Genomic DNA, 25,705 nt, shown 5'->3' on the forward strand with positions numbered 1-25,705 from the left:
TTCTTTATAGATGCGGGTTAGGGATGCGCCAACAGCTCGGTCAGCTCACTGACCTGGGCGATTTCGCGCATATCTTCTGGCATCCCGCGGATGCTCAGCGCCTTGCCGGCCGCCTGGGCATCACGCATGAAGCACAACAGCAACGACAGACCGACGCTGCTGGACTTCTCCACCGCCGAACAATCGACCACCAGGGCCGCGGCCTTGCTGGCGCTGATCAGCGCCTGCCCCTGTCGGCGCAGCTCAGGACCGGTGCGATAGTCCAGCACGCCGCTGAGCCGCAGCTCGCCGGCTTCGTCCATGCGGACCGCGGACTCACTCATTGGGTCTGTTTCTCGGTGGATTCCTTGGCCTTGGCGACTTCCCCGGCCCAACCATTGATGGTTTTGTCCAGGTCGTTGCCATTGCGCTGCATCGCATCAGCGAACTGATCACGGAACAGCTTGCCAATGTTGATACCGTTGATGATGACGTTGCGCAGTTTCCATTCGCCGCCGACCTTCTCCAGTGTATAGGACACAGGATAGATCGCGCCGTTGCTGCCCTTGACCGTCATGCCAACGCTCGTACGGTCGCCGGACTCGTCCTTGGCAGGATCAACGGTGATGCCCTGGTTGTTGTACTCGAGCAAGGCATTGCCATAGAACTGGAACAGACCCTTCTTGAAGTTCTCTTCAAAGGTCTTCATTTGCGCAGGCGTAGCTTTGCGCGAGTACTTGACCGTCATGATGCTCTTGGAAATGCCCTCGGCATCCACCACAGGCCCAACGATGCTGTTGAGCGCCGCATAGAAGTCCTGAGGATCCTGCTTGTACTTCTCTTTGTTGGCAGCCAGGTCGGCCAGCAACCGGTTGGTGGTGTCCTGGACCAGTTCGTGCGCGGAAGGCGCCGCCACGGCGTTAGCCACCAACGGCAGGGCCGCGAGCAAAACCAACAGGCCACGTCGTAAGGTAGAGATCATTCAAAAGCTCCTCATTTGGCGTCTTTGCTAACGGTATTGAGCAGGAATTTACCGATCAGGTCCTCGAGTACCAGCGACGACTGGGTGTCGTGGATGGTCCCGCCATCCTTGAGCAGGGCTTCTTCCCCGCCCACGCTGATACCGATGTACTTCTCGCCCAACAGGCCAGCGGTCAGGATAGATGCGGTGGAGTCAGCCGGTAGATTATCTACGCGCTTTTCCAGCTGCATGGTCACCCGACCGGTGAAGCTGTCGCGGTCCAGATCGATTGCCGTGACCTTGCCGATGGTTACACCGGCCATGGTCACTTTTGCTCTGACAGTCAAACCGGCGATATTGTCGAAATACGCGTAAAGTTTATAGGTTTCGGTGTTCGGGCTCGGGGACAGGCCACTGACCCGCAACGCCAGCAACAGCAAAGCCAGGATGCCAGCCAGCAAGAAAAGGCCGACACCGATTTCCAGGGTGCGGTTTTGCATCAGAAATCTCCAAACATCAAGGCGGTCAGAATAAAGTCCAGGCCGAGCACAGCCAATGAGGCATACACCACGGTCTTGGTAGTGGCACGACTGATCCCTTCTGAAGTGGGCTCACAGTCATAGCCTTGGAATACGGCGATCCAGGTCACGACGAAGGCAAAAACCATGCTTTTGATGATGCCGTTGAGCACATCGTCGACAAAGGTCACGCTGTTTTGCATGTTCGACCAGTAGGAACCGTCATAGACCCCCAGCCAGTCGACGGCCACCCAGGAACCGCCCCAGATACCCACCACGCTGAAAATCATCGCCAGCACCGGCAAGGAAATGAAGCCGGCCCACAGGCGCGGGGCAATGATGTACTTGAGCGGGTCCACCCCGATCATTTCCAGGCTGGAGAGCTGTTCGGTGGACTTCATGTTGCCGATTTCCGCCGTCAGCGCCGAACCGGCACGCCCGGCGAACAGCAAAGCGGTGACCACCGGCCCCAACTCGCGCAGCAGCGTCAGCGCAACCATCTGCCCCACCGCCTGCTCCGAACCGTAGCTGGAGAGGATGTTGAAGCCCTGGAGCGCCAGCACCATGCCGATGAATATCCCGGAGACCACGATGATCACCAGGGACATTACGCCCACCGAATGCAGTTGCTTGACCAGCAGGCCAAACCCGCCACCGATGCCACCGCGCCCCAGCAGTGCGTGAAACAGGAAAAGCGACGAGCGCCCGAACACTGCCAGCACATCGATGCCCGCGTGGCCGAAGCGGCGCACCCTCTCCAAAAGTGAAATCTTGCGCATCAACGCTTCCCCAGAAGATCTGCGCGGTAATCCGTCGCTGGAAAGTGATAGGCGACCGGACCGTCGGGATCGCCTGTCATGAATTGACGAATGCGCGGCTCGTCCGAGTTCATCAGTTCGTCCGGCGTGCCCTGCCCCAGTACCTGCCCGTCGCCCACCACATAGATGTAATCGGCAATGCTGGCGGTTTCGGCCAGGTCATGGGACACCACGATACTGGTAATGCCCAGCGCATCGTTGAGCAAACGGATCAGGCGCACCAGTACGCCCATGGCGATGGGGTCCTGGCCGACAAAGGGCTCGTCATACATGAGAATTTGTGGATCGAGCGCAATCGCCCGCGCCAGCGCGACGCGACGCTTCATGCCGCCGGACAGTTCGTCGGGCATCAGGTCGATGGCACCGCGCAGTCCCACGGCCTGCAATTTAAGCAGGACGATGTCGCGGATCATTTCCTCGGGCAGGGCGGTATGAACGCGCAACGGGAAAGCAACGTTCTCGAAGACATCGAGGTCGGTAAACAGTGCGCCACTCTGGAACAGCACACCCATGTGCTTGCGTGCATCGAACAGATCACTGCGCGACAACGCCGGCAGGTTCTGGCCATTGACCCAGACTTCGCCACTGGCAGGCCGCAACTGCGCGCCCATCAAACGCAGCAGCGTGGTCTTGCCACACCCGGAAGGCCCCATGATGCCGGTGACCTTGCCGCGCGGGATGCGGATATCAATGTTATTGAAAATGCTGCGCGAACCGCGCTTGAAGGTCAGTCCCTTCAGCTCGACCGCGTAGGCGTTATCGGCGCTCATCTAAACTCCTTGCGATGCAGCCTCACACTCGGACGCCTGGCTTCCTGACAAAAGCACACTACTTCCTGGGCGGGCCGAACTGGCGGCGAACTATATCACTGCAAGCGTCACGCGCCCAAGGCCAATGCCGGGCCATATTCAGCAAGATGACAGCCAGGAAGCTCCATCTAGAGGGTATTCGGTAACAACGAATGACGATGGGCAACGAACTTGCGTGAGGGTTTGAACCATACCGGCTATAATCGCCGCCTTTTCATCAGGCTAAACATTTTCGAAATGAGCCAATCCAGCGACCTGATCAAGTCAGCACAACGCACCATCCGCCTCGAACTGGAAGCCGTCAAAGGCTTGCTGCCCCGTATCGACGCGGATTTTGTGCGTGCCTGCGAAATGATTCTGGCCAGCAAAGGCCGCATCGTCGTGCTCGGCATGGGTAAATCGGGGCACATCGGCAACAAGATTGCCGCGACCCTGGCCAGTACCGGCACCACAGCCTTTTTCGTGCATCCTGCCGAAGCCAGCCATGGCGACATGGGCATGATCACCCGCGACGACATCATCCTGGCGCTGTCGAACTCCGGCACCACCCATGAAATTGTCACCCTGCTGCCACTGATCAAGCGCCTGGGCATCCAGCTGATCAGCATGACCGGCAAGCCCGACTCGCCGCTGGCCAAGGCCGCCGAGGTCAACCTGAATGTGCATGTCGAGCACGAGGCCTGCCCGCTGAATCTCGCGCCGACCTCGTCGACGACTGCCGCACTGGTCATGGGCGACGCCCTGGCCGTCGCGTTGCTGGAAGCCCGCGGTTTTACCGCCGAGGACTTCGCCTTTTCCCACCCGGGCGGCGCATTGGGCCGACGCCTGCTGCTGAAAGTGGAAAACGTCATGCACGCCGGGCAAGAACTGCCGCAGGTAGAGCGCGGCACCCTGCTCAAGGATGCCTTGATGGAAATGACCCGCAAGGGTCTGGGCATGACGGTGGTACTCGAGGCCGACGGCAAGCTGGCCGGGATCTTCACCGACGGTGATTTGCGTCGCACGCTGGACCGCAGCATCGACGTCCACAGCGCCACCATCGATCAGGTCATGACGGCCCATGGCAAGACTGCCCGCGCCGAAATGCTTGCCGCCGAGGCCCTGAAAATAATGGAAGACCACAAAATCAACGCACTCGTCGTCGTCGACAGCGAAGATCGCCCGGTCGGCGCCCTGAACATGCACGACTTGCTGCGTGCGGGAGTAATGTAATGAGCACGGACCTGCTGCAACGCGGCAAACAGATCAAACTGGCGGTGTTCGATGTTGACGGCGTCCTGACCGACGGACGCCTGTACTTCCTCGAAGACGGCAGCGAATTCAAGACGTTCAACACGCTCGACGGCCAGGGCATCAAGATGCTGATGGCGGCCGGCGTGCAGACGGCCATCATCAGTGGCCGCAAGACTCCGGTGGTGGAGCGACGGGCGAAGAACCTCGGCATTCCCCACCTGTATCAAGGGCGCGAAGACAAACTGGTGGTGCTCGACGAGCTTCTTGGCCAACTCGGCCTAAGCTATGAGCAGGTCGCCTACCTCGGTGACGACTTGCCGGACCTGCCGGTGATCCGCCGCGTAGGCCTGGGCATGGCCGTGGCCAATGCCGCCAGCTTCGTGCGCGAGCACGCTCACGGCATCACCCAGGCCCGTGGTGGCGAAGGTGCCGCCCGTGAATTCTGTGAATTGATCCTGCGCGCCCAAGGCCGCCTCGATGAGGCCAACGGCGCGTACCTGTGAGCCAGATCATGCTAAGTAAAAAGTTTCGCAACATTCTGGTGTTCGGCAGCATCGCGGCGATTTTCGCCGCGGTGGGCTACTGGAACATCAGCCCGGAACGCTTCCTCGACAAGCAGGTAGTGCACGTCGATGAGAGTGCGATCGACTATTACGCCACCAACGCCCACAGCGTACAGTTCCTGCCGGACGGCAGGCTCCAGTACGAGATGACGTCGGACAAGGTCGAGCACCTGAAAGCCACCGAAGTGACGCTGCTGACCAACCCCGACCTGAACATGTTCCGGGGTACCGAGTTTCCGTGGCATGTCCAGAGTGAAAAAGGCGAAGTCAATCCCGACGGCACACAGGTCGAGCTGATCGATTCGGTGCGCATTACACGTTTTGACGAGAAAAACCGCAGGACCCTGATCACCACCACTCGCATGACCGTGTTCCCGCAGCAACAATATGCGCAGACCGAGCAAGACGTTAGAATCGACGGCGCTGGCGGTGTATCGACTGGCAAGGGAATGAAGGCGTATTTGAAAGAAAGCAGGATACACCTGCTATCGAACGTAAGAGGACAGTATGAGGCTCGTTAAAACCCTCCCTATTTTGCTCAGTCTGGGCGCTGCACTGGGAAGCGTGAGCGCCTGGGCTCTGCCGGACGATCAACAGCAGCCTATTCGCATTCAGGCCGACGATGCCCAGCTGGACGACAAGCAAGGCATCGCCACCTACACCGGCGACGTCATCATCACCCAGGGTTCGATGAAGGTCACCGGCAACAAGGTGACCATGACCCGCGCCCCGAACGGCGACATCGACGTGGTGACTTCGGTGGGCAACCTGGCCTACTTCGAGCAACTGCAGACGGCTGGCGACGCCAAGCCGGTTCAAGGCTGGGGTGTGACCATCCAGTACCTCGCTCCGCAAAACCGCGTAGTGCTGATCGATAAGGCCAAGGTCATCGACAAGGACAACAACGTCACCCAGGGCGAGAAAATCGTCTATGACACCGAGAAGAAGCTGGCCAGCGCCGGTCGCGCCACGGGCAGCAAGGTGACCGAGTCGCGTCCGCGCATCGACATGGTGATCCAGCCGAAAAAGAAAACCGACGAGCAAAAGGCCCCGTAATGGCAACTCTGAAAGCCCAGCACCTGGCCAAGAGCTACAAGAGCCGCCAGGTCGTGCGTGACGTCAGCCTGTCGATCGACAGCGGCCAGATCGTCGGCCTGCTAGGCCCCAACGGCGCCGGCAAGACCACCTGCTTCTACATGATCGTCGGCCTGGTACAGGCCGATCAGGGCCGCGTGCTGATCGATGACCTCGACGTCAGCCACCAGCCGATGCACGGTCGTGCCAAGGCGGGTATCGGCTATCTGCCGCAAGAAGCGTCGATCTTCCGCAAACTGTCGGTGGCCGACAACATCATGGCCATCCTCGAGACCCGCAAGGAACTCGACAAGGCCGGTCGCCGCAAGGAACTGGAAAGCCTGTTGCAGGAGTTCCACATCAGCCACATCCGCGACAACCTCGGCATGAGCCTGTCCGGTGGCGAGCGCCGCCGCGTGGAAATTGCCCGGGCGCTGGCCACCAATCCGAAATTCATCCTGCTCGACGAACCATTCGCCGGCGTCGACCCGATTTCGGTCGGTGACATCAAGCAGATCATCCATCACCTCAAGGCCAAGGGCATCGGTGTGCTGATCACCGACCACAACGTCCGCGAGACCCTGGATATCTGCGAAACAGCCTACATCGTCAACGATGGCCAACTGATCGCCGAAGGCGACGCTGAAACCATCCTGGCCAACGACCTGGTGAAGGAAGTGTACCTGGGGCATGAATTCCGTCTGTAAGCGTGGAGGTGTCCGGCGGGTCGACCGAGCGCCTGGCGCAATAAAAAATCAACCTTTTTTTATTGTTACAGCGCTCTAGGCAAACGCCGCGGTTTCGGGCATATAATTTGCTTATGTTTGGCGCTCCGGCGCCCTGTAGTGGATGGCGCATGTGCGCCGGCGAATAAGGTGTTAAGCCCCTGCCATGAAACCATCGCTAGTCTTGAGAATGGGCCAGCAGCTGACGATGACACCGCAGCTGCAACAGGCCATCCGCCTGCTCCAATTGTCGACCCTGGACCTGCAACAGGAAATCCAGGAGGCCCTGGAGTCCAATCCGATGCTCGAGCGCCAGGAAGAAGGCGACGACTTCGACAATTCCGACCCGCTGGCCGACAACGCCGAACACAAACCCAGTACCGATATCCAGGAACCCTCCTACCAGGAAGCCGCCCCGACCGTCGATAACCTCGAGGAAGGCGACTGGAATGAGCGCATCCCCAACGAACTGCCTGTCGATACCGCCTGGGAAGACGTGTACCAGACCAGCGCCAGCAGCCTGCCAAGCAACGATGACGACGAGTGGGACTTCACCACCCGCACATCGGCGGGCGAGAGCCTGCAAAGCCACCTGCTGTGGCAATTGAACCTGGCCCCGATGTCCGACACCGATCGCCTGATCGCCGTGACCCTGATCGACTGTATCAACAACCAGGGTTATCTGGACGAGACGCTGGAGGAAATCCTCGAAGCCTTCGACCCGGAACTGGACATCGAACTGGACGAAATCGAAGCCGTCCTGCACCGCATCCAGCAATTCGAACCCGCCGGCATCGGTGCCCGCAACCTGGGCGAATGCCTGCTGCTGCAACTGCGCCAGCTACCCGCCAAGACGCCTTGGCTGGCCGAAGCCAAGCGCCTGGTGACTGACTACATCGACTTGCTCGGCAGCCGCGACTACAGCCAGCTGATGCGCCGCATGAAGCTCAAGGAAGATGAACTGCGCCAGGTGATCGAACTGGTCCAGAGCCTCAACCCGCGCCCGGGCTCGCAAATCGAGTCGACCGAAGCCGAATACGTGGTTCCCGATGTGATCGTGCGCAAGGACAACGAGCGCTGGCTGGTGGAGCTCAACCAGGAATCGGTGCCTCGCCTGCGGGTGAACGCCCAATATGCTGGCTTCGTTCGCCGCGCCGACACCAGTGCCGACAACACCTTCATGCGCAACCAGCTGCAGGAAGCCCGCTGGTTCATCAAGAGCCTGCAGAGCCGCAACGAAACGCTGATGAAAGTGGCCACCCAGATTGTCGAGCATCAGCGCGGCTTCCTGGAGTACGGCGACGAAGCCATGAAGCCACTGGTGCTGCATGACATCGCCGAAGCGGTCGGCATGCACGAGTCGACGATTTCGCGGGTCACCACACAGAAATTCATGCATACCCCTCGGGGAATCTATGAACTGAAATACTTTTTCTCCAGTCACGTCAGCACCTCCGAGGGCGGAGAATGCTCGTCCACGGCGATTCGCGCGATCATCAAAAAACTGGTGGCTGCGGAAAATCAGAAAAAGCCGTTGAGTGACAGCAAGATCGCTGGTTTACTGGAGGCACAAGGCATTCAGGTGGCTCGCCGCACCGTCGCCAAGTACCGCGAATCCCTCGGGATCGCGCCTTCGAGCGAACGCAAGCGGTTGATGTAGAGCCACGCCACAGCGTTCCAGTGGCAGGCATTTCTGCCTGCCGCTTTATGCACTGGCAACGAAGGAGAAGCTGTATGCAAGTCAACATCAGTGGACACCAACTGGAAGTGACCGAACCTCTTCGCACCTACATCGGCGAAAAACTCCAACGATTGGAGAGGCATTTCGACAAGATCACCAACGTGCAGGTCACGATGACGGTCGAAAAACTGAAGCAGAAAATCGAAGCCACGCTGCATATTCCCGGCAATGAAGTGGTCGCCAACGCGGAAGATACCGATATGTACGCCGCGATCGACTCACTCACCGACAAGCTGGATCGCCAACTCAAAAAGCATAAGGAAAAGACCCAGAGCCAGCTCCAAGGCGCAACCGGTCGTTAATACTCCCAACCCATGATCCGACTTGAAAGCATCCTGACCCCCGGCCGTTCCCTCGTGAACGTGCCGGGCGGCAGTAAAAAGAAAGCCCTCGAGCAAATTGCCAACCTGATCGCCCGGGAAGTGCCGGGTCTGGAGATGCAAGATGTCTTCGAGGCTTTGATTGCCCGTGAAAAACTCGGCTCGACCGGTTTTGGCAACGGCATCGCTATTCCCCACTGTCGCTTGAAGGGCTGTATATCGCCCATCAGTGCCTTGATGCACCTCGACGCCCCCATCGATTTCGACGCCATCGACGGCGCCCCGGTTGACCTGTTGTTCGTGCTACTGGTCCCGGAAGCTGCTACCGATGCGCACCTGGAGCTATTGCGCCAGATCGCCAGCATGCTCGACCGCAAGGAAGTGCGCGAAAAACTGCGTAGCGCCCCGAGCAATGAAGCCTTGTATCAGGTAGTCCTGGACGAGCAAAACGGTCATTAATCATGCGCTTGATCATCGTCAGCGGTCGTTCCGGCTCTGGTAAAAGTACCGCCCTCGACGTCCTTGAGGACAACGGCTACTACTGCATTGACAACCTGCCTGCCGGGTTGCTGCCTGAACTGGCCGAGCGAGCGCTGATTCACACCGAGCTGGCCCAACCGCTGGTTGCCGTATCCATCGATGCGCGCAACCTGCCCAGTCACCTGTCGCGTTTCCCCGAGCTACTGGCAGAAGTGCGCAGCCGTCACATCCAGTGCGATGTCCTGTACCTGGATGCCGACGAGGAAACCCTGCTCAAACGTTTCTCGGAAACCCGCCGGCGTCACCCACTGAGCAACGCCAATCGCTCACTGGCCGAGGCGATCAACGACGAGACCACCCTTCTCGGGCCGATTGCCGACCTGGCCGACCTCAAGCTCAACACCACCAGCCTGAACCTGTATCAACTGCGCGATACCATCAAGCTGCGCCTGCTGAACCAGCCGGAACCGGGAACGGCATTTCTCGTGGAGTCGTTCGGGTTCAAGCGTGGCATGCCGGTCGACGCCGACCTGGTATTCGATGTGCGCTGCCTGCCCAATCCTTACTGGAAGCCGGAACTGCGCGAGCAGTCCGGGCTCGATAAACCGGTGGCTGATTACCTGGCGGCGCAACCCGACGTCGAGGAAATGTTCCAGGACATTTCTACGTACCTGCTCAAATGGCTGCCACGCTTTGCCGCCAGCAACCGCGCCTATGTCACTATTGCCGTTGGCTGCACCGGCGGCCATCACCGCTCCGTCTACCTGACTGAACGTCTTGGCCAGGTCCTGCAGCAATCCCTGAAGAACGTCCAGGTTCGCCACCGCGACCTCAGCTAAAGGATTCACACCGCGATGCCTGCTCTGGAAATCGAAATCATCAACAAGCTGGGCCTGCATGCCCGTGCTTCTGCAAAATTCGTCGGGGTCGCCGGTGAGTTCAAGGATTGCACGATCAGAGTAGGACGCACTCCGGAATCCACGGTCGACGGCAAAAGCATCATGGCAATGATGATGCTCGCTGCAGGCAAGGGCACTAAAATCTATATCAGCACCGAAGGCGAAGACGCGCAAAGGGCACTGGATGCGTTGAAGGACTTGATCAACCGTTATTTCGACGAAGGCGAGTAAACGCCAGTCCAGACCAGAGACGCTCAGTAATCCGATAAAAAAAGGCGCACCACCCAATCAGGTGGCGCGCCTTTTTTGTGACGAGGGCGTTTAGCTGCCCGCCACCGTCATGCGCTCGATCAACACCGAACCGGTGCGAATGTTGCTGCGCAGCTCCAGGTCATTACCCACGGCCACGATCTGCTTGAACATGTCGCGCATGTTGCCGGCGATGGTCACTTCCTGGACCGCGAACTGGATTTCGCCGTTCTCGACCCAGTATCCCGCCGCGCCACGGGAGTAATCGCCGGTCACCATGTTCAGGCCCTGGCCCATCAGTTCGGTTACCAGCAGGCCACGCCCCATGCGACGCAGCAAGGCAGCCTGGTCCTCGTCACCATGGGTGACGAACAGGTTGTGCACGCCGCCAGCGTTGGCGGTGCTCGGCATGCCCAGCTTGCGGCCGGAGTAGGTACCGAGGATGTAGGACACCAGCTCACCTTTTTCGACGAACGGTTTAGCGTAGGTCGCCAGGCCATCGCCATCGAACGCCGCGCTACCCATGGCCCGCATCAGGTGCGGACGCTCGTCGATGGTCAGCCATTCGGGGAACAGCTTCTGCCCCAGCGTGCCTTCGAGGAACGAGGATTTACGGTATAGGCTGCCGCCGGAAATGGCCGACAGGAAACTGCCGAACAACCCGCCAGCCAATTCGGCAGAAAACAGTACCGGCACTTCGCAGGTCGGCACCGGACGCGCGCCCAGACGGCTCGCCGCACGTTGCGCAGCACGTTGGCCAATGCTCACCGGATCGGCCAGCAGGTTGCCCTGGCGATTCACGTCGTACCAGTAATCGCGCTGCATCTGGCCATCAGCCTCGGCGATCATGACGCAACTCAAGCTGTGCCGGGTCGATGCATAACCACCGACAAACCCGTGGCTGTTGCCGTAGACACGGCAGCCCTGATGGGTGCTAAGGGTGGTGCCATCGGCGTTCTTGATCCGGCTGTCGGCGGCAAACGCCGCGGCCTCACAGGCAAGCGCCTGCTCGATCGCCTGCTCCGGGGTGATGTCCCATTGGTGGAACAGGTCGAAGTCCTGCACATCCTTGGCCATCAGCGCGGCATCCGCCAGCCCCGAGGCTTCGTCTTCCGAGGTGTGCTTGGCGATAGCCAGGGCAGCGGCTACGGTTTCGCGAATCGCCTCCGGGCCACTGGCCGAGGTGCTGGCCGAGCCCTTGCGCTGACCGACGTACAAGGTGATGCCAAAACCTTGATCGCGGTTGAACTCGACGGTTTCGACTTCACGCTGGCGGACCGTGGTCGACAGGCCCTGCTCCAGGGACACCGCCACTTCACAGGCACTGGCCCCCTGGCGCTTGGCTTCAGCGATGATCTGCTCGACTTGTTCTTGCAGTGCCGGCAACGCTTGTGGGCCGACGCTTTCAACTGCACTCATGCTGTTCTCCACTCAAATTCTGCTTTCGGTAACGGTCATCGAGCGACCGGGCCGGACAAGCGGCCCCCGACTGGTTATCATGGCGGCGTTTCTTTGCGGACGGCCACCATGGTTGATTCTTACGACGACTCCCTCGATACGGGAGAAAAAAGCAAATCCCAGGTTAAACGCGAGCTGCATGCTCTGGTTGACCTCGGCGAGCGCCTTACAACGCTCAAGCCTGACTTGCTGGCAAAACTGCCTTTGACCGACGCCATGCGCCGGGCTCTGGCCGATGCGCCCAAGCACACCGCGAATATCGCGCGTAAACGGCACCTTCAGTTCATCGGCAAACTGATGCGCGATCAGGACACTGACGCGATTCTGGTTTTGCTCGATCAGCTCGATGCCTCCACTCGCCAGTACAACGAACGCTTCCATAACCTGGAACGTTGGCGCGATCGTCTGATCGCCGGCGACGATGCCGTACTGGAAAAATTCGTCGTCGACTACCCGGACGCGGACCGCCAGCAACTGCGTTCCCTGATCCGTCAGGCCCAGCACGAGGTTGCGCAAAACAAGCCTCCTGCTTCCAGCCGTAAAATCTTCAAGTACATCCGTGAGCTGGACGAGACTCAACGCGGTCTGCGTTAATTCTCGAAGCGGGTGAGCTGCCTGGCAGCTCACCCGCAGCCTCACTTCTTACGACCCCGTGCCACCCACGGTGATCGCATCAATCTTCAGCGTTGGCTGGCCGACACCCACCGGCACCGACTGCCCGTCCTTGCCACACGTCCCCACACCACTGTCCAGCGACAGATCGTTACCGACCATCGACACCTTGCTCATGGCTTCAGGGCCGTTGCCGATCAGCGTCGCGCCTTTGACCGGAGCGGTAATCTTGCCGTCCTCGATCAGGTACGCCTCGCTGGTGGAAAACACAAACTTGCCGCTGGTGATGTCCACCTGGCCGCCGCCGAGGTTGGCGCAGTAGATGCCGCGCTTCACCGAAGCGATGATTTCCGCCGGATCGCTTTCACCGGCGAGCATGTAGGTGTTGGTCATGCGCGGCATCGGCAGGTGCGCGTAGGATTCGCGACGACCGTTACCGGTGCGGGCCACGCCCATCAGGCGGGCGTTGAGCTTGTCCTGCATGTAGCCCTTGAGGACGCCGTTTTCGATCAGCGTGGTGCACTCGGTCGGCGTGCCTTCGTCATCGACGCTCAAGGAGCCACGGCGTCCCGCCAGGGTGCCGTCATCGACGATGGTGCACAGCTTGGACGCAACCATCTCGCCCATGCGCCCGCTGTAGGCCGAGCTGCCCTTGCGGTTGAAGTCGCCTTCCAGGCCGTGACCGACCGCTTCGTGCAGCAATACACCCGACCAGCCGGAACCCAGCACCACTGGCAAGGTACCGGCCGGTGCCGGAATGGCTTCCAGATTGACCAAGGCCTGGCGCAACGCTTCACGGGCATAGCCCATGGCGCGGTCCTCAGCGAGGAAATAACGGTAATCGGTACGCCCGCCTCCGCCGTGGCCACCGCGCTCGCGACGGCCGTTCTGCTCGACGATTACACTGACGTTGAAGCGCACCAGTGGCCGTACATCCGCTGCCAGTCCGCCATCGGTGGACGCCACCAGAATCCGCTCCCAGACACCGGCCATGCTCACGGTAACCTGCTGGATACGCGGGTCGAGCGCACGCGTGGCGGCATCGATGCGCTTGAGCAGATCGACTTTCTCGGCACGGGTCAGCACTTCCAGAGGATTGTCCGGCCCGTACAGCTGCGCCACATCCTGGGTGGTGAACGCTTGCACAGTGCCATTCTGCCCGGCCCGGGAGATCGAGCGGGCGGCACGGGCCGCCGCGCCCAAGGCTTCCAGGGTGATGGCGTTGCTGTAGGCAAACCCGGTTTTCTCACCGGATTGCGCGCGCACGCCAACCCCTTGGTCGAGGTTGAAGCTGCCTTCCTTGACGATGCCGTCTTCCAGCGCCCAGGACTCGGATATCTGCCCCTGGAAATACAGGTCGGCGGCATCGATGCCGGGGCCGGCCAGGTCGCCAAGCACACCTTGCAGGCTTTCGATCGTTACGCCACCGGGTGCCAGGAGGTGTTCACTGACTGAGGACAACAACTCGCTCATATGCTTTACGCCTTAAATTCATCGTTCTGAGGCAGGTCGCTGGGCGCCCTGCGAGAAAAAGCGCCGGTGACTGGACACCGGCATCCGCGCCCGGATGGACGCCTGTTCGCTGCTATCGCGTTCGGCCAGCAGCACGGCCTCGCCTTGATCCTGTTGTGCCAGCACCCGCCCCCATGGGTCGATGATAGCGGCGTGACCCCAGGTTTCCCTCGGCCCTGGGTGCGTTCCCCCTTGGGCGGCCGCGAGCACGTAACACTGGGTTTCGATGGCTCGCGCACGAATCAGCACGTCCCAGTGTGCAGCACCGGTCACGGCAGTAAAGGCCGAGGGTGCGGTAATCAGCTCGGCACCGGCGGCTCGCAGTTCGCTGTACAGCTCCGGAAACCGCAGGTCATAACAGACCGTCAGGCCGACTCGCCCGACCGGTGTGTCCGCAACCACCACGCCACTGCCATAAGCATAGTCATCGGATTCGCGATAACGGCCGCGATTGTCCGCCACGTCCACGTCGAACAGGTGCAGCTTGTCGTAGCGCGCCACCGTCTGGCCCTGATCATCGACCAGCAACGAGCAGGCATGCACCTTGGCCGTCGGCTGATCCACCGGCGGCAACGGCAAGGTACCGGCCACTATCCATAACTTGAGGTCGCGGGCCGCCTGTTTCAACCACGGCAGGATCGGGCCGTCGCCATGCGCCTCGGCGCGACCGATGTCGGCGATGTCGCGCCGGCCCATGGCGGCGAAGTTTTCCGGCAGCACAGCCAGTTTCGCACCACCGGCGGCCGCCTGTTCCAGCAGCTGGCGCGCCCGGGCCAGATTGGCCGGCACATCGCCCTGGCTGACCATTTGAATCACCGCTACAGACATGGCCTTACCCTTATCTGGAAATCAACACATACCTGTAGGCGCTGCCGCAGGCTGCGATCTTTTGATGTGGCCTTGAAAAGATCGCAGCCTGCGGCAGCGCCTACAAGGGCGGGTAAGGCCATGCTACTCCATAGGCCTTCGGAGTGGTTTTTCAAAAAGCTTTATCGAAGGTGATTTTCGGCTCTTTCCACGGCCCCTTGACGGTGTACTTCACGCTGGCAAAACGCGACACACGGTCACCGATCAGCTTGTCAATCAGGAACAGCGCCCCGCCGATGGCCGGTGCACCGACGATCAGTGCGGCAATCGGCAGGTTGTTGGTCACCGGCAAGGTCACCATCAATTTCGCATCGATCTGATCGGCCACCATGTTCAGGGTGCCGTTGAGCTCGATGGTGCTCGACGGGCCCGTCAATCGGATAGGTTCGCGCGTCACGTACACCCCGTTGGTCGCCACCAGCAGGCCCTTGACCCGGTCATAGCTCAGGCCTTTGCCGAACAGGTCGGAGAAATCCAGACGCAAGCGGCGGCCAATCGAGTTGAAGTTGAGCAGGCCAAACACCCGCAACGCCTGGGCACTGCCTTCAACCTCGACAAACTGGCCTTCATTGAGCGAGGCATCGAGCGTGCCGGAGAAGCGCTTGGTGGCCAGCCATGCCGGCGAGCCGGGCCAGCGGCCATCGACATCCAAGTGAAATTCCTGGCTGGTGACGCTCGGGGCGAAGCCCCAGCCCTTGAGCACATCCGCGAGATTCTTGCCGCTGATCCGTCCCTTGTACCAGCTGGAACTGGCGCCGGGCGCGCCTTCCCAACCACCGCTGCCCTGCAACAGGATGCCCTTGAGGCCCATGTCCAGCGAGTTGAGCGCGATACCCTTGGCCGTCGGACGCACCTTCAGCGACCAGGCGCCGACCAGGTCGTTGCCCTGGTACAACTGGTTGATGATGATATCCAGCGCCGGGATCTTCTTCGGGTCCACCGAGGCCAGGGGGTCCGGCGAGTTTTCATCGGCCAGCACAGTCGGATCAGGTGCTGGCAGCCGCACGGTCTGCAGGTTGATCACCATCGGTGCGGCTTTGGCATCGGGGAAGCTGGCGTTGCCCTTGACCTGCTGGCTGTCGAGTTGCAAGGCCCAGGCGGACGGCTTGCGTGTCAGTTGCACCGCGGCCTGGTCCAGCGTGGTGCCAAAAGCGCTGAGCTTGCCGACCTTGATGTCCGCCCCACTGAGCAACTGCTTGGCATTGCCGCCGGGGTCTTGCCCGACATACTTGCTCACCAGATCCTGCCAAGGGCCGACATCCAGTTCCGACAGCGTGCCACGAATCCGCAGGCCCTTGGCACCGGGCAGCATTGCATTGCCATTGCCGAGGAACAACTCGCCGCGGCCGTTGGCAAAATTGTTGGCAGGAGCGGCAAACGTGAAGTTCGCCAGTTCACCGTAGTTCACCCAATAGCGTCGCTCTTCGCCTTGCAGGGTCATGCGAAAGGAGGTGTCGCGTCCGGCATCCGCCGACAGGCCAAATGGCGCTGGCAGGTCGACGGTGACAGCCCTGAGACTGGAATTGACCATCAACTGGCTGTCGGCGCCGTTGAGGGTCAGTTGCAGTTGATACGGGATCACGCCACTGACCGGCAACGGCTGGGTCACGCTCAGCCACTCCGAGAGCTTCTTGACCTCGACCTGTCCGGAAGCGGTGACCCGGGTGTTGAGCTTACCTTCGCGACCCTCGGCGAAAATCTGCGCAGTTACCGGTTTATCGAAGGCGCGGGCGCTGATGTTCTGTCCACTCAAGCCTTTGCTGCTGTCGAAACGGAAGTCACCTTTGAGCTGAGTCAGCTCAAGGGGGGGATCCGGCAGTTGCAAGCGCGCCTTGGCCGTCTTGAAGTCGACCAGGATCTTCGGCTGTTCGCCCCTGGCCAGCGGAATATCCAGCTTCAGCTTGCCTTGCAGGTCGCCCTCACCTTCCCAGCCAGCAAAAGTCTCGGCAGTGCCTATTGGCGCTTCCTTGAGAATTTTCAGGCCATCGCCCAATCCGCCTGCGAACGCGCCATCAAGAAACATATGGCTGTTCTGCCCGGCAGGCGCGTGGGGAATACTGACGTAGATGTCGCGCACCTGGGTGTCGAGCAACTGCCCCTGGCTGGCCAGAACCCGCACGCCACTGTCTTCGACGAACACATCACCCGTGACCTTGCCGACATGCGGCCAGCCAGGCTGAAACGCCAGCTCGGCATCGTGGACCTTGAAAAACAGGCTGATGCTGCGGGCCGTTTCCTGCGCACCATGGTTCAACGAGCCCTGATACTGGAAGAAACCCTGGTCCACCGCACCTTTGAGAATCGCGGTACGCAGCCATTCGTCCAGCGCCGGACTGAGGACGGTCGGCAGGTACTTGGCGGTGTAGCGACCGTCGCCCTCGACCATACCGACCCGCAGGTCCATGTAGTCTTCCCGGGCGCCATCGAAAAACAGGCGGATCAGGAAGTCGCCGGCAATCTTGCCCTCCTCGCCCAGCACTTTCAGGTAGGGCGCAACCAGGGTGAAACTTTCCTTGTCGAGCTTCCAGGTCAAGGTCGCGTTGGCCTGGATGTATTGCCATGGCTTGGCGAAAATCGGGTCCAGGTGCAGCATGAAATCCTTGCTGTCCATGCGCAACTCGCCATGGCCAAGGTCGCCACTGATGCTGCCCGAGACATTGCGTGCCGCCGGCGCGCCGTGATACGCGTCAAAACCGACGTGATCAAGGTTGGCCGCGAAGCTGAACCTGCTGTCGTCGGTGGCATTGGGTTTCACATCGATCAGGACGTTGCGCAGTCCACCGGTGACGTTGAGCCGCTCGACCACCGTGGCAACGCCTTCCGGCAATGGCGCCAGGGCGTTGAGCAGCGGAGTGAGAGGCGTCAGGTCTAGGCGATCGGCTTGCAGGTGCCAGAGGTTTTGCGTGCTGTCGGCGGCCGTGGTCTGCTTGAATTGCAGGCGTGATTCCCAACGGTTCTCGCCCAGGTTCATGGCCAGGGAATCCACCGTGACCAGCATGCCCTCAGCGCTGCGCTGGAAATAACCGTTGAGCGCCAGATTGTTGATCTGGATCGGCTTGCGCTCGGCATAGGCACCCTTGAGTCGGGGCGCATTCACACGAACGGCGGCACTTTGCAAGGCACCCTTGCCCCAGGTCACCCACAGCTCGCCGCCGGCCTTGATCTCAGAGAAGTTCCATTGCTGGGTCAGGGTTTCGGGCAACCATTTCGACCAGTCGCTTTGCGGCAGGCTCGCATAGACTTCGACCTCGCCGTCCTTCCATTCGCTGGCACGAATGCGGCTACGCAAATTCATGGCCACCGGCTGTCCATCGGGCAGGGTCAAGCGGGCATCGAGGCGCTGGCGGGCGGCGCCGGTTTTCAGACTCAAGCCGACGTACGTCAGTGTCAGCGGTGATTCCCCCCACGGCTGCAACGTGACCTGGCTGTCGAGTACCGACAGCTGCTGGATCATTTGCATGCGATTGAGCAACTGCTCCGGGTCGAGGGGTTGATCATCCTTAACCGGCAAACCTTCCAGCGCCCAATTGCCATCATCGCCTTGCTTGAGGCTGATCTTCAGGCCATCGAGTTCCAGCCTGGCAAGGCGCACGTCCCGTGCCAGCAGACTGGCCCATAGGTCCGGGATAGCCCGCACCTGATCCAGGTGCAGGGCATTGGCACCCTCGCCTACCGTTACATCGTGAGCCGACAGTATCGGCGCAAAGCCACTCCAGCTGCCTTTCAATTCACCGATTTGCAGGGGCATGCCCAAGGCCTCGCTGGCCTTGGTTTCGACTTCGCTGCGGTACTCGGCCACCAGTGGCGCCAGTTCCCGGCCAAGGCTGACGTACACCGCCATCAATACCAAAACCAACGCGCACAGGCCCAGACCCCAGCGGGTCAGTGCGGCCAATATGCGTGTCAGACGCTCCATGTCAGTTGGCTCCCCATGGCAAAAGTTTTGCAGAAAGCTGAAGCCAGCCGTTCAGGAAAATTCAAGACGCAGCAACTCAGAGCAGCACTACGTCGTATTGTTCCTGGGAATACATGGTTTCGACCTGAAACCTGATGGTGCGCCCGATGAACACTTCAAGTTCGGCGACGTTGCCCGACTCTTCATCGAGCAGGCGGTCGACGACTCTCTGGTTCGCCAGTACACGATAGCCTTCCGCCTGATAGGCGCGCGCCTCACGAAGGATTTCGCGAAAGATTTCATAGCAAATGGTTTCCGGAGTTTTCAGCTTGCCGCGCCCCTGGCAGCTGGTGCACGGTTCGCACAGGACCTGTTCAAGGCTTTCGCGGGTGCGCTTGCGTGTCATCTGTACCAGGCCCAACTCGGTGATGCCGATGATGTTGGTCTTGGCGTGGTCGCGCTCCAGTTGCTTCTCGAGGGTGCGCAACACCTGGCGCTGGTGCTCTTCATCTACCATGTCGATGAAGTCGATGATGATGATCCCGCCCAGGTTGCGCAGCCTCAGTTGACGGGCAATGGCGGTCGCGGCTTCGAGGTTGGTCTTGAAGATGGTTTCTTCAAGATTGCGATGCCCCACGAACGCCCCGGTGTTGACGTCGATGGTGCTCATGGCCTCTGCCGGGTCGACCACCAGGTAACCGCCGGACTTGAGCGGGACTTTGCGCTCCAGGGCTTTCTGAATTTCATCTTCGACGCCATACAGGTCGAAAATCGGTCGTTCGCCCGGATAATGCTCCAGACGATCGGCGATTTCCGGCATCAGTTCGGCGACGAACTGCGTAGTTTTCTGGAAGGTTTCCCGGGAGTCGATGCGAATTTTCTCGATCTTCGGGCTCACCAGGTCCCGTAGCGTGCGCAGCGCCAGGCCAAGGTCTTCGTAGATCACGCTGGGAGCGCTGATAGTCTTGATCTGCTCGCTGATCTGGTCCCACAACCTGCGCAGATAGCGGATGTCCATGAGGATTTCATCGGCCCCGGCACCTTCGGCCGCCGTGCGCAGTATGAAACCGCCCGCTTCCTTGATGCCCTCTTTGGCGACGCAATCGGTCACCACTTGCTTGAGCCGTTCACGCTCGGCTTCGTCTTCGATCTTCAGCGAAATACCCACGTGGGCGGTGCGCGGCATGTACACCAGGTAACGCGAAGGGATCGACAGTTGCGTCGTCAGGCGCGCACCTTTGGAGCCAATCGGGTCCTTGGTGACTTGCACGACCAGGCTCTGGCCTTCGTGCACCAGCGCGCTGATGCTCTCGACGGCCGGACCTTCACGCAGGGAGATTTCCGACGCATGAATGAATGCGGCGCGGTCCAGGCCGATATCGACAAACGCCGCCTGCATGCCCGGCAATACCCGCACGACTTTGCCCTTGTAGATGTTGCCGACGATCCCGCGTTTTTGCGTGCGCTCGACATGAACTTCTTGCAGGACACCGTTTTCGACCACCGCCACGCGCGATTCCATCGGCGTGATGTTGATCAGGATCTCTTCACTCATGGCAGGGTCTCGTTCAGGCATGTTCACGATAATGGCCGGATACAACGCTTAGCGCGCGTTATGGGGTTGCCAACAGGGTATGCCGAAATGGCCGAGCAGTTCCGCGGTTTCGCACAGCGGCAATCCAACCACCGCCGAGTAACTTCCAGTGAGCCCGGCGACAAACACCGCACCCAGTCCTTGAATGCCATATCCACCGGCCTTGTCCCGCGGTTCGCCGCTGGCCCAGTAGGCGGCGGCTTCATCAGGGCTGATATGACGAAAACGTACCTGGCTGGTGACCACTCGAGACTCGCAACGCTCGCCGTCGAGCACTGCAATAGCCGTGAGGACCTGATGCTCGCGCCCGGACAACATCTTCAGCATGGCGCACGCGTCAGGTTCATCAACTGGTTTGCCAAGAATTTTTCCGTCGAGCACCACAGCGGTGTCGGCACCGAGCACACAGCACTGGACGTCAGACGCGATCGCGCCGCGCCCGGCCTCGGCCTTGCCGCGCGCCAGGCGCTCGACATAGGCCGAAGGGGATTCGTGAGTCAAAGGGGTTTCGTCGATATCCGCACTGATGGCGCAAAACGGTACGCCGATCTGCGTGAGCAGTTCACGCCGACGTGGCGAGCCAGAGGCGAGGTATAACCGTTTCATCAAGACCTCTCCCTGTCTGAATGCCTGAGCGAATTAATTGATTTTGTAGCGTCGACGCAGTCCGCGCAAACCGAAGCTGATCCAGGGCCAGAGCAACGCGCTGACCAGGGCCGGCAACACCAGCGCCAGGGTCGGTTGACGATTGCCGGTCAGGGCGCTGAGCCAAAGTTGCACAAGCTGAGCGAGGCCGAAGATCACCAGGATCACCAGGCTCTGCTGCCACATCGGGAACATTCGCAGGCGTTGCTGCAGCGCCAGCACCAGGTAGGTGATGAGCGTCAGGATCAAGGCATTCTGCCCCAGCAGCGTGCCGTACAGCACATCTTCGGCCAGGCCCAGGCACCAGGCCGTGACCATCCCGACTTTCTGCGGCAGCGCCAGCGCCCAGAACGCCAGCAGCAAGGCCAGCCACAAGGGACGCAAGATCTCCATGAATTGCGGCAGTGGCGATACGCTTAGCAACATGCCGATGGCAAACGTCAGCCAGACGATCCAGCCGTTTCGGGAAGCTGTAGCACCGACCATTATTCTCGTCCCCTGGTAGTAGCCGGCGCGGAGACTGGCGGTTTGGCCGCAGGCTTGGCGGCGGCGGGTTGCGCCGCCGGTGGCTTGGCGGGTGCGGTCGCGGCTGGTTTGGTAGCAGGCTTGACCGGGGTCGTGGCAGCCGGCGCGGCCACTGGAGCAGTTGGGGCAGCGGGAGCGGTAACAGCCGCAGGAACAACCGCTGGCCTCGGCACGGTCGCCGGAATGATCGGCCCACCGCCCTGCGCATCCAGGCTTTCCTGGGCCTGGGCAGCATCGTTGGCGCGCTCTTCGGCGGTCCGGGTGTCGCTGAACACCAGCAGCAGGTAACGGCTGCGGTTCAAGGCGGCAGTTGGCACGGCGCGAACGATGGCGAACGGCTGGCCAGAATCGTGGATCACTTCCTTGACCGTCGCCACCGGGTAACCTGCCGGGAAGCGCTGGCCAAGGCCGGAACTGACCAGCAGGTCGCCTTCCTTGATATCGGCGGTATCGGCGACGTGACGCAGTTCCAGGCGCTCCGGGTTGCCAGTGCCGCTGGCAATGGCGCGCAGGCCGTTGCGGTTGACCTGCACCGGAATGCTATGGGTGGAATCGGTCAGCAGCAGGACCCGGGAGGTGTAGGGCATCAACTCGACCACCTGGCCCATCAGGCCTCGGGCATCGAGTACCGGCTGACCGAGCACCACGCCGTCGCGCTCACCCTTGTTGATGATGATGCGATGGGTGAACGGGTTGGGGTCCATGCCGATCAACTCGGCCACTTCGACCTTTTCGTTGACCAGTGCCGAAGAGTTGAGCAGCTCGCGCAGCCGGACGTTCTGCTCGGTCAGGGAGGCAAGCTTTTGCATGCGCCCCTGCAACAGCAGGTTTTCGCTCTTGAGTTTTTCGTTTTCGGCGACGAGTTCGGTGCGGCTGCCAAACTGGCTGGCCACACCCTGCCATAGCCGCTGCGGCAGGTCGGTGATCCAGTAAGACTGCATCAGCACCAGCGACATCTGGCTACGCACTGGCTTGAACAGTGTGAAGCGGGCATCGACCACCATCAGCGCGACCGACAGCACGACCAGCACCAACAAGCGCACGCCCAGTGAGGGACCCTTGGTGAAAAGCGGTTTAATAAGCCGCTCCTCCCAGGCAAATGTTCTCTTTATTCATACGGCATCAAACCGGCCTGGATGCAGACGACAGAAGATAAACGCGAACAGGCAGCACTGCAAAGTGCCGCCTGCGCGCTCAACAGCATAGAGGCGATCCGGCGAATTACTCGCTGGAGAGCAGGTCCATGGTGTGTTTATCCATCATTTCCAATGCACGGCCACCGCCGCGAGCAACGCAGGTCAACGGGTCTTCGGCGACGATCACCGGCAAGCCGGTTTCCTGGGCCAGCAACTTGTCGAGGTCTCGCAGCAAGGCGCCACCACCGGTCAGTACCAGGCCACGCTCGGCGATGTCGGAAGCCAGTTCCGGCGGCGATTGCTCCAGGGCGCTTTTCACGGCCTGAACGATGGTCGCCAGCGACTCTTGCAGAGCTTCGAGCACCTCGTTGGAGTTCAGGGTGAACGCGCGTGGAACACCTTCGGCCAGGTTGCGGCCACGAACGTCGACTTCGCGAACTTCGCCGCCCGGGTAGGCGGTACCGATTTCCTGCTTGATGCGTTCGGCAGTCGATTCACCGATCAGGCTGCCGTAGTTGCGACGCACATAAGTGATGATCGCTTCGTCGAAGCGGTCGCCGCCAACGCGTACGGATTCGGCATAAACCACACCGTTCAGGGAGATCAGCGCGATTTCGGTGGTACCGCCACCGATATCCACGACCATCGAACCGCGAGCTTCTTCAACCGGCAGGCCGGCACCGATCGCGGCAGCCATCGGCTCTTCGATCAGGAATACTTCACGGGCACCGGCGCCAAGCGCCGACTCACGGATGGCGCGACGCTCAACCTGGGTGGATTTGCACGGAACGCAGATCAGCACACGAGGGCTAGGCTGCAGGAAGCTGTTTTCGTGAACCTTGTTGATAAAGTACTGCAGCATCTTTTCGCAGACGCTGAAATCGGCGATCACGCCGTCTTTCATCGGACGAATGGCAGCAATGTTGCCCGGCGTACGGCCCAACATGCGCTTCGCTTCGGTGCCGACAGCAACGACACTTTTCTGGTTACCGTGCGTCCGAATGGCCACAACCGATGGCTCATTCAGGACGATACCGCGCTCGCGCACGTAAATAAGGGTGTTGGCAGTGCCCAGGTCAATGGAAAGATCGCTGGAAAACATGCCACGCAGTTTCTTGAACATGGGAAAGGGACCCTAGGCAACGCGTGGGTAAAAAAGTGCGGCAAACTCTAACAACGACAGGGATTTTGGGCAAGGCGCCAATATGTTAAATTGACCGCTTTTATGTGCACCAAACCCCACAATCGCGGCCATATGACCGTAGAAGTGCGGTAGTGTTCCGACAATCTAACACACGGACGCCGTCCGTTTTGTTTTCCACTGGAGAATCCCAATGGCGCTTGAACGCTCCGACGTGGAAAAAATCGCTCATCTGGCCTGTCTGGGCCTCAATGATGCCGATCTTCCACACATCACTTCGGCCCTCAACAGCATTCTCGGGCTGGTCGACGAAATGCAGGCAGTCGATACCAACGGTATCGAGCCGCTGGCCCACCCACTGGAAGCCAGCCAGCGCCTGCGTGCGGACGTCGTGACCGAGACCAATCACCGCGAGGCCTACCAGTCCATCGCACCAGCGGTCGAAAACGGCCTGTACCTGGTTCCGAAAGTCATCGACTAAAGGGAAAGAGCCTGCAATGCATCAATTGACTCTGGCCGAGATCGCCCGCGGACTCGCCGATAAAAAGTTTTCCTCCGAAGAGCTGACCAAAGCCTTGCTGGCGCGCATCACCCAGCTCGACCCGCAGCTCAACAGTTTCATCAGCCTCACCGAAGACCTGGCGCTGACGCAGGCGAAAGCCGCTGACGCCCGCCGGGCCAACGGTGAGAGCGGCGCCCTGCTCGGCGCGCCGATCGCCCACAAGGACCTGTTCTGCACCCAGGGCATTCGCACCAGTTGCGGCTCGAAGATGCTCGACAACTTTAAAGCACCGTACGACGCCACCGTCGTCGCCAAGCTGGCCGCTGCCGGGGCCGTGACCCTGGGCAAGACCAACATGGATGAATTCGCCATGGGTTCGGCCAACGAGTCGAGCTACTACGGCGCGGTGAAAAACCCATGGAACCTGGAACACGTACCGGGCGGCTCGTCCGGTGGCTCCGCTGCGGCGGTTGCCGCTCGACTGTTACCAGCAGCCACCGGTACCGACACTGGCGGTTCCATCCGTCAGCCTGCGGCCCTGACCAACCTCACCGGCGTGAAACCGACGTACGGTCGTGTTTCGCGCTGGGGCATGATCGCTTATGCCTCGAGTCTCGATCAGGGTGGTCCGTTGGCGCGCACGGCCGAAGACTGCGCAATATTGTTGCAAGGTATGGCCGGCTTCGACCCGAACGACTCCACCAGCATCGACGAACCCGTGCCGGACTACAGCGCCAGCCTCAACGGCTCGCTGCAAGGCCTGCGCATCGGCGTGCCTAAAGAGTATTTCAGCGCCGGTCTCGACCCGCGCATCGCCGAGCTGATCCACAACAGCGTCAAGGAGCTGGAAAAGCTCGGCGCCGTGGTCAAGGAAATCAGCCTGCCGAACATGCAGCACGCGATCCCCGCGTACTACGTGATCGCTCCGGCGGAAGCCTCGTCGAACCTGTCGCGTTTCGACGGCGTGCGCTTCGGCTATCGCTGCGAAAACCCGGTCAACCTGATCGACCTGTACAAACGCTCCCGTGGCGAAGGCTTCGGCCCGGAAGTGCAGCGCCGGATCATGGTCGGTGCCTATGCGCTGTCCGCCGGTTACTACGACGCCTATTACCTGAAGGCGCAGAAGATCCGTCGCCTGATCAAGAACGACTTCATGGCCGCTTTCAACGAGGTCGACATCATCCTTGGCCCAACCACGCCGAACCCGGCTTGGAAGCTCGGCGCCAAGAACAGCGACCCGGTCGCTGCCTACCTGGAAGATGTCTACACCATCACCGCCAACCTCGCCGGCCTGCCAGGCCTGTCGATGCCGGCCGGTTTTGTCGACGGTCTGCCGGTCGGCGTGCAACTGCTCGCCCCGTATTTCCAGGAAGGCCGCTTGCTCAACGTTGCGCACCAGTACCAGTTGAACACTGACTGGCACACCCGCACCCCAACCGGCTTCTGAGG

At 60.6% G+C, this 25,705-nt stretch carries 27 protein-coding genes; 13 read left to right on the top strand and 14 right to left on the bottom strand.

Features of this window, described 5'->3' with window-relative positions; all coding sequences use genetic code 11:
• Window positions 1-17: 17 nt before the first annotated feature.
• The 5 genes from NQL71_RS05985 to NQL71_RS06005 are packed head-to-tail and all read right to left on the bottom strand — an operon-like array spanning window position 18 to window position 3,046.
• Window positions 18-323, bottom strand: coding sequence for an STAS domain-containing protein (locus tag NQL71_RS05985; RefSeq protein ID WP_046820543.1), 306 nt, complete (start codon window positions 321-323; stop codon window positions 18-20).
• A complete protein-coding gene (locus NQL71_RS05990) occupies window positions 320-961 on the bottom strand; it encodes an MlaC/ttg2D family ABC transporter substrate-binding protein (protein ID WP_046820544.1) in 642 nt (213 codons plus the stop codon). Before NQL71_RS05990 ends, NQL71_RS05985 begins: the two co-directional genes overlap by 4 nt.
• An 11-nt stretch (window positions 962-972) precedes the next feature.
• The gene (mlaD, locus tag NQL71_RS05995) at window positions 973-1,440 is read right to left on the bottom strand and encodes an outer membrane lipid asymmetry maintenance protein MlaD (RefSeq protein WP_034147091.1); all 468 of its coding nucleotides are present in this window, start codon (window positions 1,438-1,440) and stop codon (window positions 973-975) included.
• Entirely contained in the window at window positions 1,440-2,237 is a 798-nt protein-coding gene (mlaE, locus tag NQL71_RS06000) for a lipid asymmetry maintenance ABC transporter permease subunit MlaE (RefSeq protein ID WP_046820545.1), read from the bottom strand. Before mlaE ends, mlaD begins: the two co-directional genes overlap by 1 nt.
• On the bottom strand, window positions 2,237-3,046 hold the full coding sequence (locus NQL71_RS06005) for an ATP-binding cassette domain-containing protein (protein WP_077182440.1): 810 nt from the start codon (window positions 3,044-3,046) through the stop codon (window positions 2,237-2,239). Before NQL71_RS06005 ends, mlaE begins: the two co-directional genes overlap by 1 nt.
• Window positions 3,047-3,322: 276 nt before the next feature.
• On the opposite strand from NQL71_RS06005, the gene NQL71_RS06010 reads away from it, so the two are divergent.
• The 10 genes from NQL71_RS06010 to NQL71_RS06055 all read left to right on the top strand — a co-directional run bounded on the left by NQL71_RS06010 (window position 3,323) and on the right by NQL71_RS06055 (window position 10,351).
• Window positions 3,323-4,297 (top strand): KpsF/GutQ family sugar-phosphate isomerase, encoded by a 975-nt coding sequence (locus NQL71_RS06010; protein WP_046820681.1) that lies wholly within the window; start codon window positions 3,323-3,325, stop codon window positions 4,295-4,297.
• The gene (locus tag NQL71_RS06015; protein WP_046820547.1) at window positions 4,297-4,821 is read left to right on the top strand and encodes a KdsC family phosphatase; all 525 of its coding nucleotides are present in this window, start codon (window positions 4,297-4,299) and stop codon (window positions 4,819-4,821) included. The genes NQL71_RS06010 and NQL71_RS06015 overlap by 1 nt, the downstream gene beginning before the upstream one ends.
• Window positions 4,822-4,829: 8 nt before the next feature.
• Window positions 4,830-5,402 carry an LPS export ABC transporter periplasmic protein LptC gene (gene lptC / locus NQL71_RS06020; protein WP_046820682.1) on the top strand — a complete coding sequence of 191 codons (573 nt, stop codon included), beginning with the start codon at window positions 4,830-4,832 and terminating at the stop codon, window positions 5,400-5,402.
• Window positions 5,389-5,937, top strand: a complete 549-nt coding sequence (gene lptA / locus NQL71_RS06025; protein WP_046820548.1) for a lipopolysaccharide transport periplasmic protein LptA — start codon at window positions 5,389-5,391, stop codon at window positions 5,935-5,937. Before lptC ends, lptA begins: the two co-directional genes overlap by 14 nt.
• A complete protein-coding gene (gene lptB / locus NQL71_RS06030; RefSeq protein WP_008054366.1) occupies window positions 5,937-6,662 on the top strand; it encodes an LPS export ABC transporter ATP-binding protein in 726 nt (241 codons plus the stop codon). The genes lptA and lptB overlap by 1 nt, the downstream gene beginning before the upstream one ends.
• A 184-nt stretch (window positions 6,663-6,846) precedes the next feature.
• Window positions 6,847-8,340, top strand: coding sequence for an RNA polymerase factor sigma-54 (locus NQL71_RS06035; protein ID WP_046820549.1), 1,494 nt, complete (start codon window positions 6,847-6,849; stop codon window positions 8,338-8,340).
• Window positions 8,341-8,414: 74 nt separating this feature from the next.
• On the top strand, window positions 8,415-8,723 hold the full coding sequence (gene hpf, locus NQL71_RS06040) for a ribosome hibernation-promoting factor, HPF/YfiA family (protein ID WP_046820550.1): 309 nt from the start codon (window positions 8,415-8,417) through the stop codon (window positions 8,721-8,723).
• A 12-nt stretch (window positions 8,724-8,735) separates the two neighbouring features.
• On the top strand, window positions 8,736-9,200 hold the full coding sequence (gene ptsN / locus NQL71_RS06045; protein ID WP_046820551.1) for a PTS IIA-like nitrogen regulatory protein PtsN: 465 nt from the start codon (window positions 8,736-8,738) through the stop codon (window positions 9,198-9,200).
• Window positions 9,201-9,202: 2 nt separating this feature from the next.
• Window positions 9,203-10,060, top strand: coding sequence for an RNase adapter RapZ (rapZ, locus tag NQL71_RS06050; protein WP_046820552.1), 858 nt, complete (start codon window positions 9,203-9,205; stop codon window positions 10,058-10,060).
• A 15-nt stretch (window positions 10,061-10,075) separates the two neighbouring features.
• Window positions 10,076-10,351: an HPr family phosphocarrier protein gene (locus NQL71_RS06055; protein WP_075947622.1), complete on the top strand. Its 276-nt coding sequence runs from the start codon at window positions 10,076-10,078 to the stop codon at window positions 10,349-10,351.
• Between the two features lie 90 nt (window positions 10,352-10,441).
• Here the strand turns inward: NQL71_RS06055 and pmbA are convergent, their stop codons facing one another.
• Window positions 10,442-11,788, bottom strand: coding sequence for a metalloprotease PmbA (pmbA, locus tag NQL71_RS06060; RefSeq protein WP_046820559.1), 1,347 nt, complete (start codon window positions 11,786-11,788; stop codon window positions 10,442-10,444).
• A gap of 108 nt (window positions 11,789-11,896) precedes the next feature.
• On the opposite strand from pmbA, the gene yjgA reads away from it, so the two are divergent.
• Window positions 11,897-12,421 (top strand): ribosome biogenesis factor YjgA, encoded by a 525-nt coding sequence (gene yjgA / locus NQL71_RS06065; RefSeq protein WP_034148278.1) that lies wholly within the window; start codon window positions 11,897-11,899, stop codon window positions 12,419-12,421.
• A 48-nt stretch (window positions 12,422-12,469) separates the two neighbouring features.
• On the opposite strand, the gene tldD is transcribed toward yjgA, so the two are convergent.
• From tldD to mreB, 8 genes are all read right to left on the bottom strand, one after another.
• Window positions 12,470-13,912, bottom strand: a complete 1,443-nt coding sequence (gene tldD / locus NQL71_RS06070) for a metalloprotease TldD (protein WP_046820560.1) — start codon at window positions 13,910-13,912, stop codon at window positions 12,470-12,472.
• Window positions 13,913-13,930: 18 nt separating this feature from the next.
• Entirely contained in the window at window positions 13,931-14,779 is an 849-nt protein-coding gene (locus tag NQL71_RS06075; RefSeq protein WP_077182439.1) for a carbon-nitrogen hydrolase family protein, read from the bottom strand.
• A gap of 151 nt (window positions 14,780-14,930) precedes the next feature.
• Complete coding sequence (locus tag NQL71_RS06080; protein WP_274642388.1) at window positions 14,931-18,734, bottom strand: YhdP family protein; 3,804 nt, start codon at window positions 18,732-18,734, stop codon at window positions 14,931-14,933.
• Between the two features lie 76 nt (window positions 18,735-18,810).
• Window positions 18,811-20,268, bottom strand: coding sequence for a ribonuclease G (gene rng, locus NQL71_RS06085; protein ID WP_046820563.1), 1,458 nt, complete (start codon window positions 20,266-20,268; stop codon window positions 18,811-18,813).
• A gap of 48 nt (window positions 20,269-20,316) precedes the next feature.
• Window positions 20,317-20,913, bottom strand: a complete 597-nt coding sequence (locus tag NQL71_RS06090) for a Maf family protein (protein ID WP_046820564.1) — start codon at window positions 20,911-20,913, stop codon at window positions 20,317-20,319.
• A gap of 33 nt (window positions 20,914-20,946) precedes the next feature.
• Entirely contained in the window at window positions 20,947-21,438 is a 492-nt protein-coding gene (mreD, locus tag NQL71_RS06095; RefSeq protein WP_046820565.1) for a rod shape-determining protein MreD, read from the bottom strand.
• A complete protein-coding gene (mreC, locus tag NQL71_RS06100; protein ID WP_077182437.1) occupies window positions 21,438-22,556 on the bottom strand; it encodes a rod shape-determining protein MreC in 1,119 nt (372 codons plus the stop codon). The genes mreD and mreC overlap by 1 nt, the downstream gene beginning before the upstream one ends.
• Before the next feature lie 142 nt (window positions 22,557-22,698).
• Entirely contained in the window at window positions 22,699-23,736 is a 1,038-nt protein-coding gene (gene mreB, locus NQL71_RS06105; protein ID WP_002555108.1) for a rod shape-determining protein MreB, read from the bottom strand.
• Between the two features lie 211 nt (window positions 23,737-23,947).
• On the opposite strand from mreB, the gene gatC reads away from it, so the two are divergent.
• Together gatC and gatA are read left to right on the top strand one after the other, a co-directional pair.
• Window positions 23,948-24,235 (top strand): Asp-tRNA(Asn)/Glu-tRNA(Gln) amidotransferase subunit GatC, encoded by a 288-nt coding sequence (gene gatC / locus NQL71_RS06110; protein ID WP_046820567.1) that lies wholly within the window; start codon window positions 23,948-23,950, stop codon window positions 24,233-24,235.
• 16 nt (window positions 24,236-24,251) lie between these two features.
• The gene (gene gatA, locus NQL71_RS06115; RefSeq protein WP_274642389.1) at window positions 24,252-25,703 is read left to right on the top strand and encodes an Asp-tRNA(Asn)/Glu-tRNA(Gln) amidotransferase subunit GatA; all 1,452 of its coding nucleotides are present in this window, start codon (window positions 24,252-24,254) and stop codon (window positions 25,701-25,703) included.
• The last annotated feature ends 2 nt before the right edge of the window (window positions 25,704-25,705 follow it).

The organism is Pseudomonas serbica (assembly GCF_028823535.1).
Lineage (GTDB): Bacteria > Pseudomonadota > Gammaproteobacteria > Pseudomonadales > Pseudomonadaceae > Aquipseudomonas > Aquipseudomonas serbica.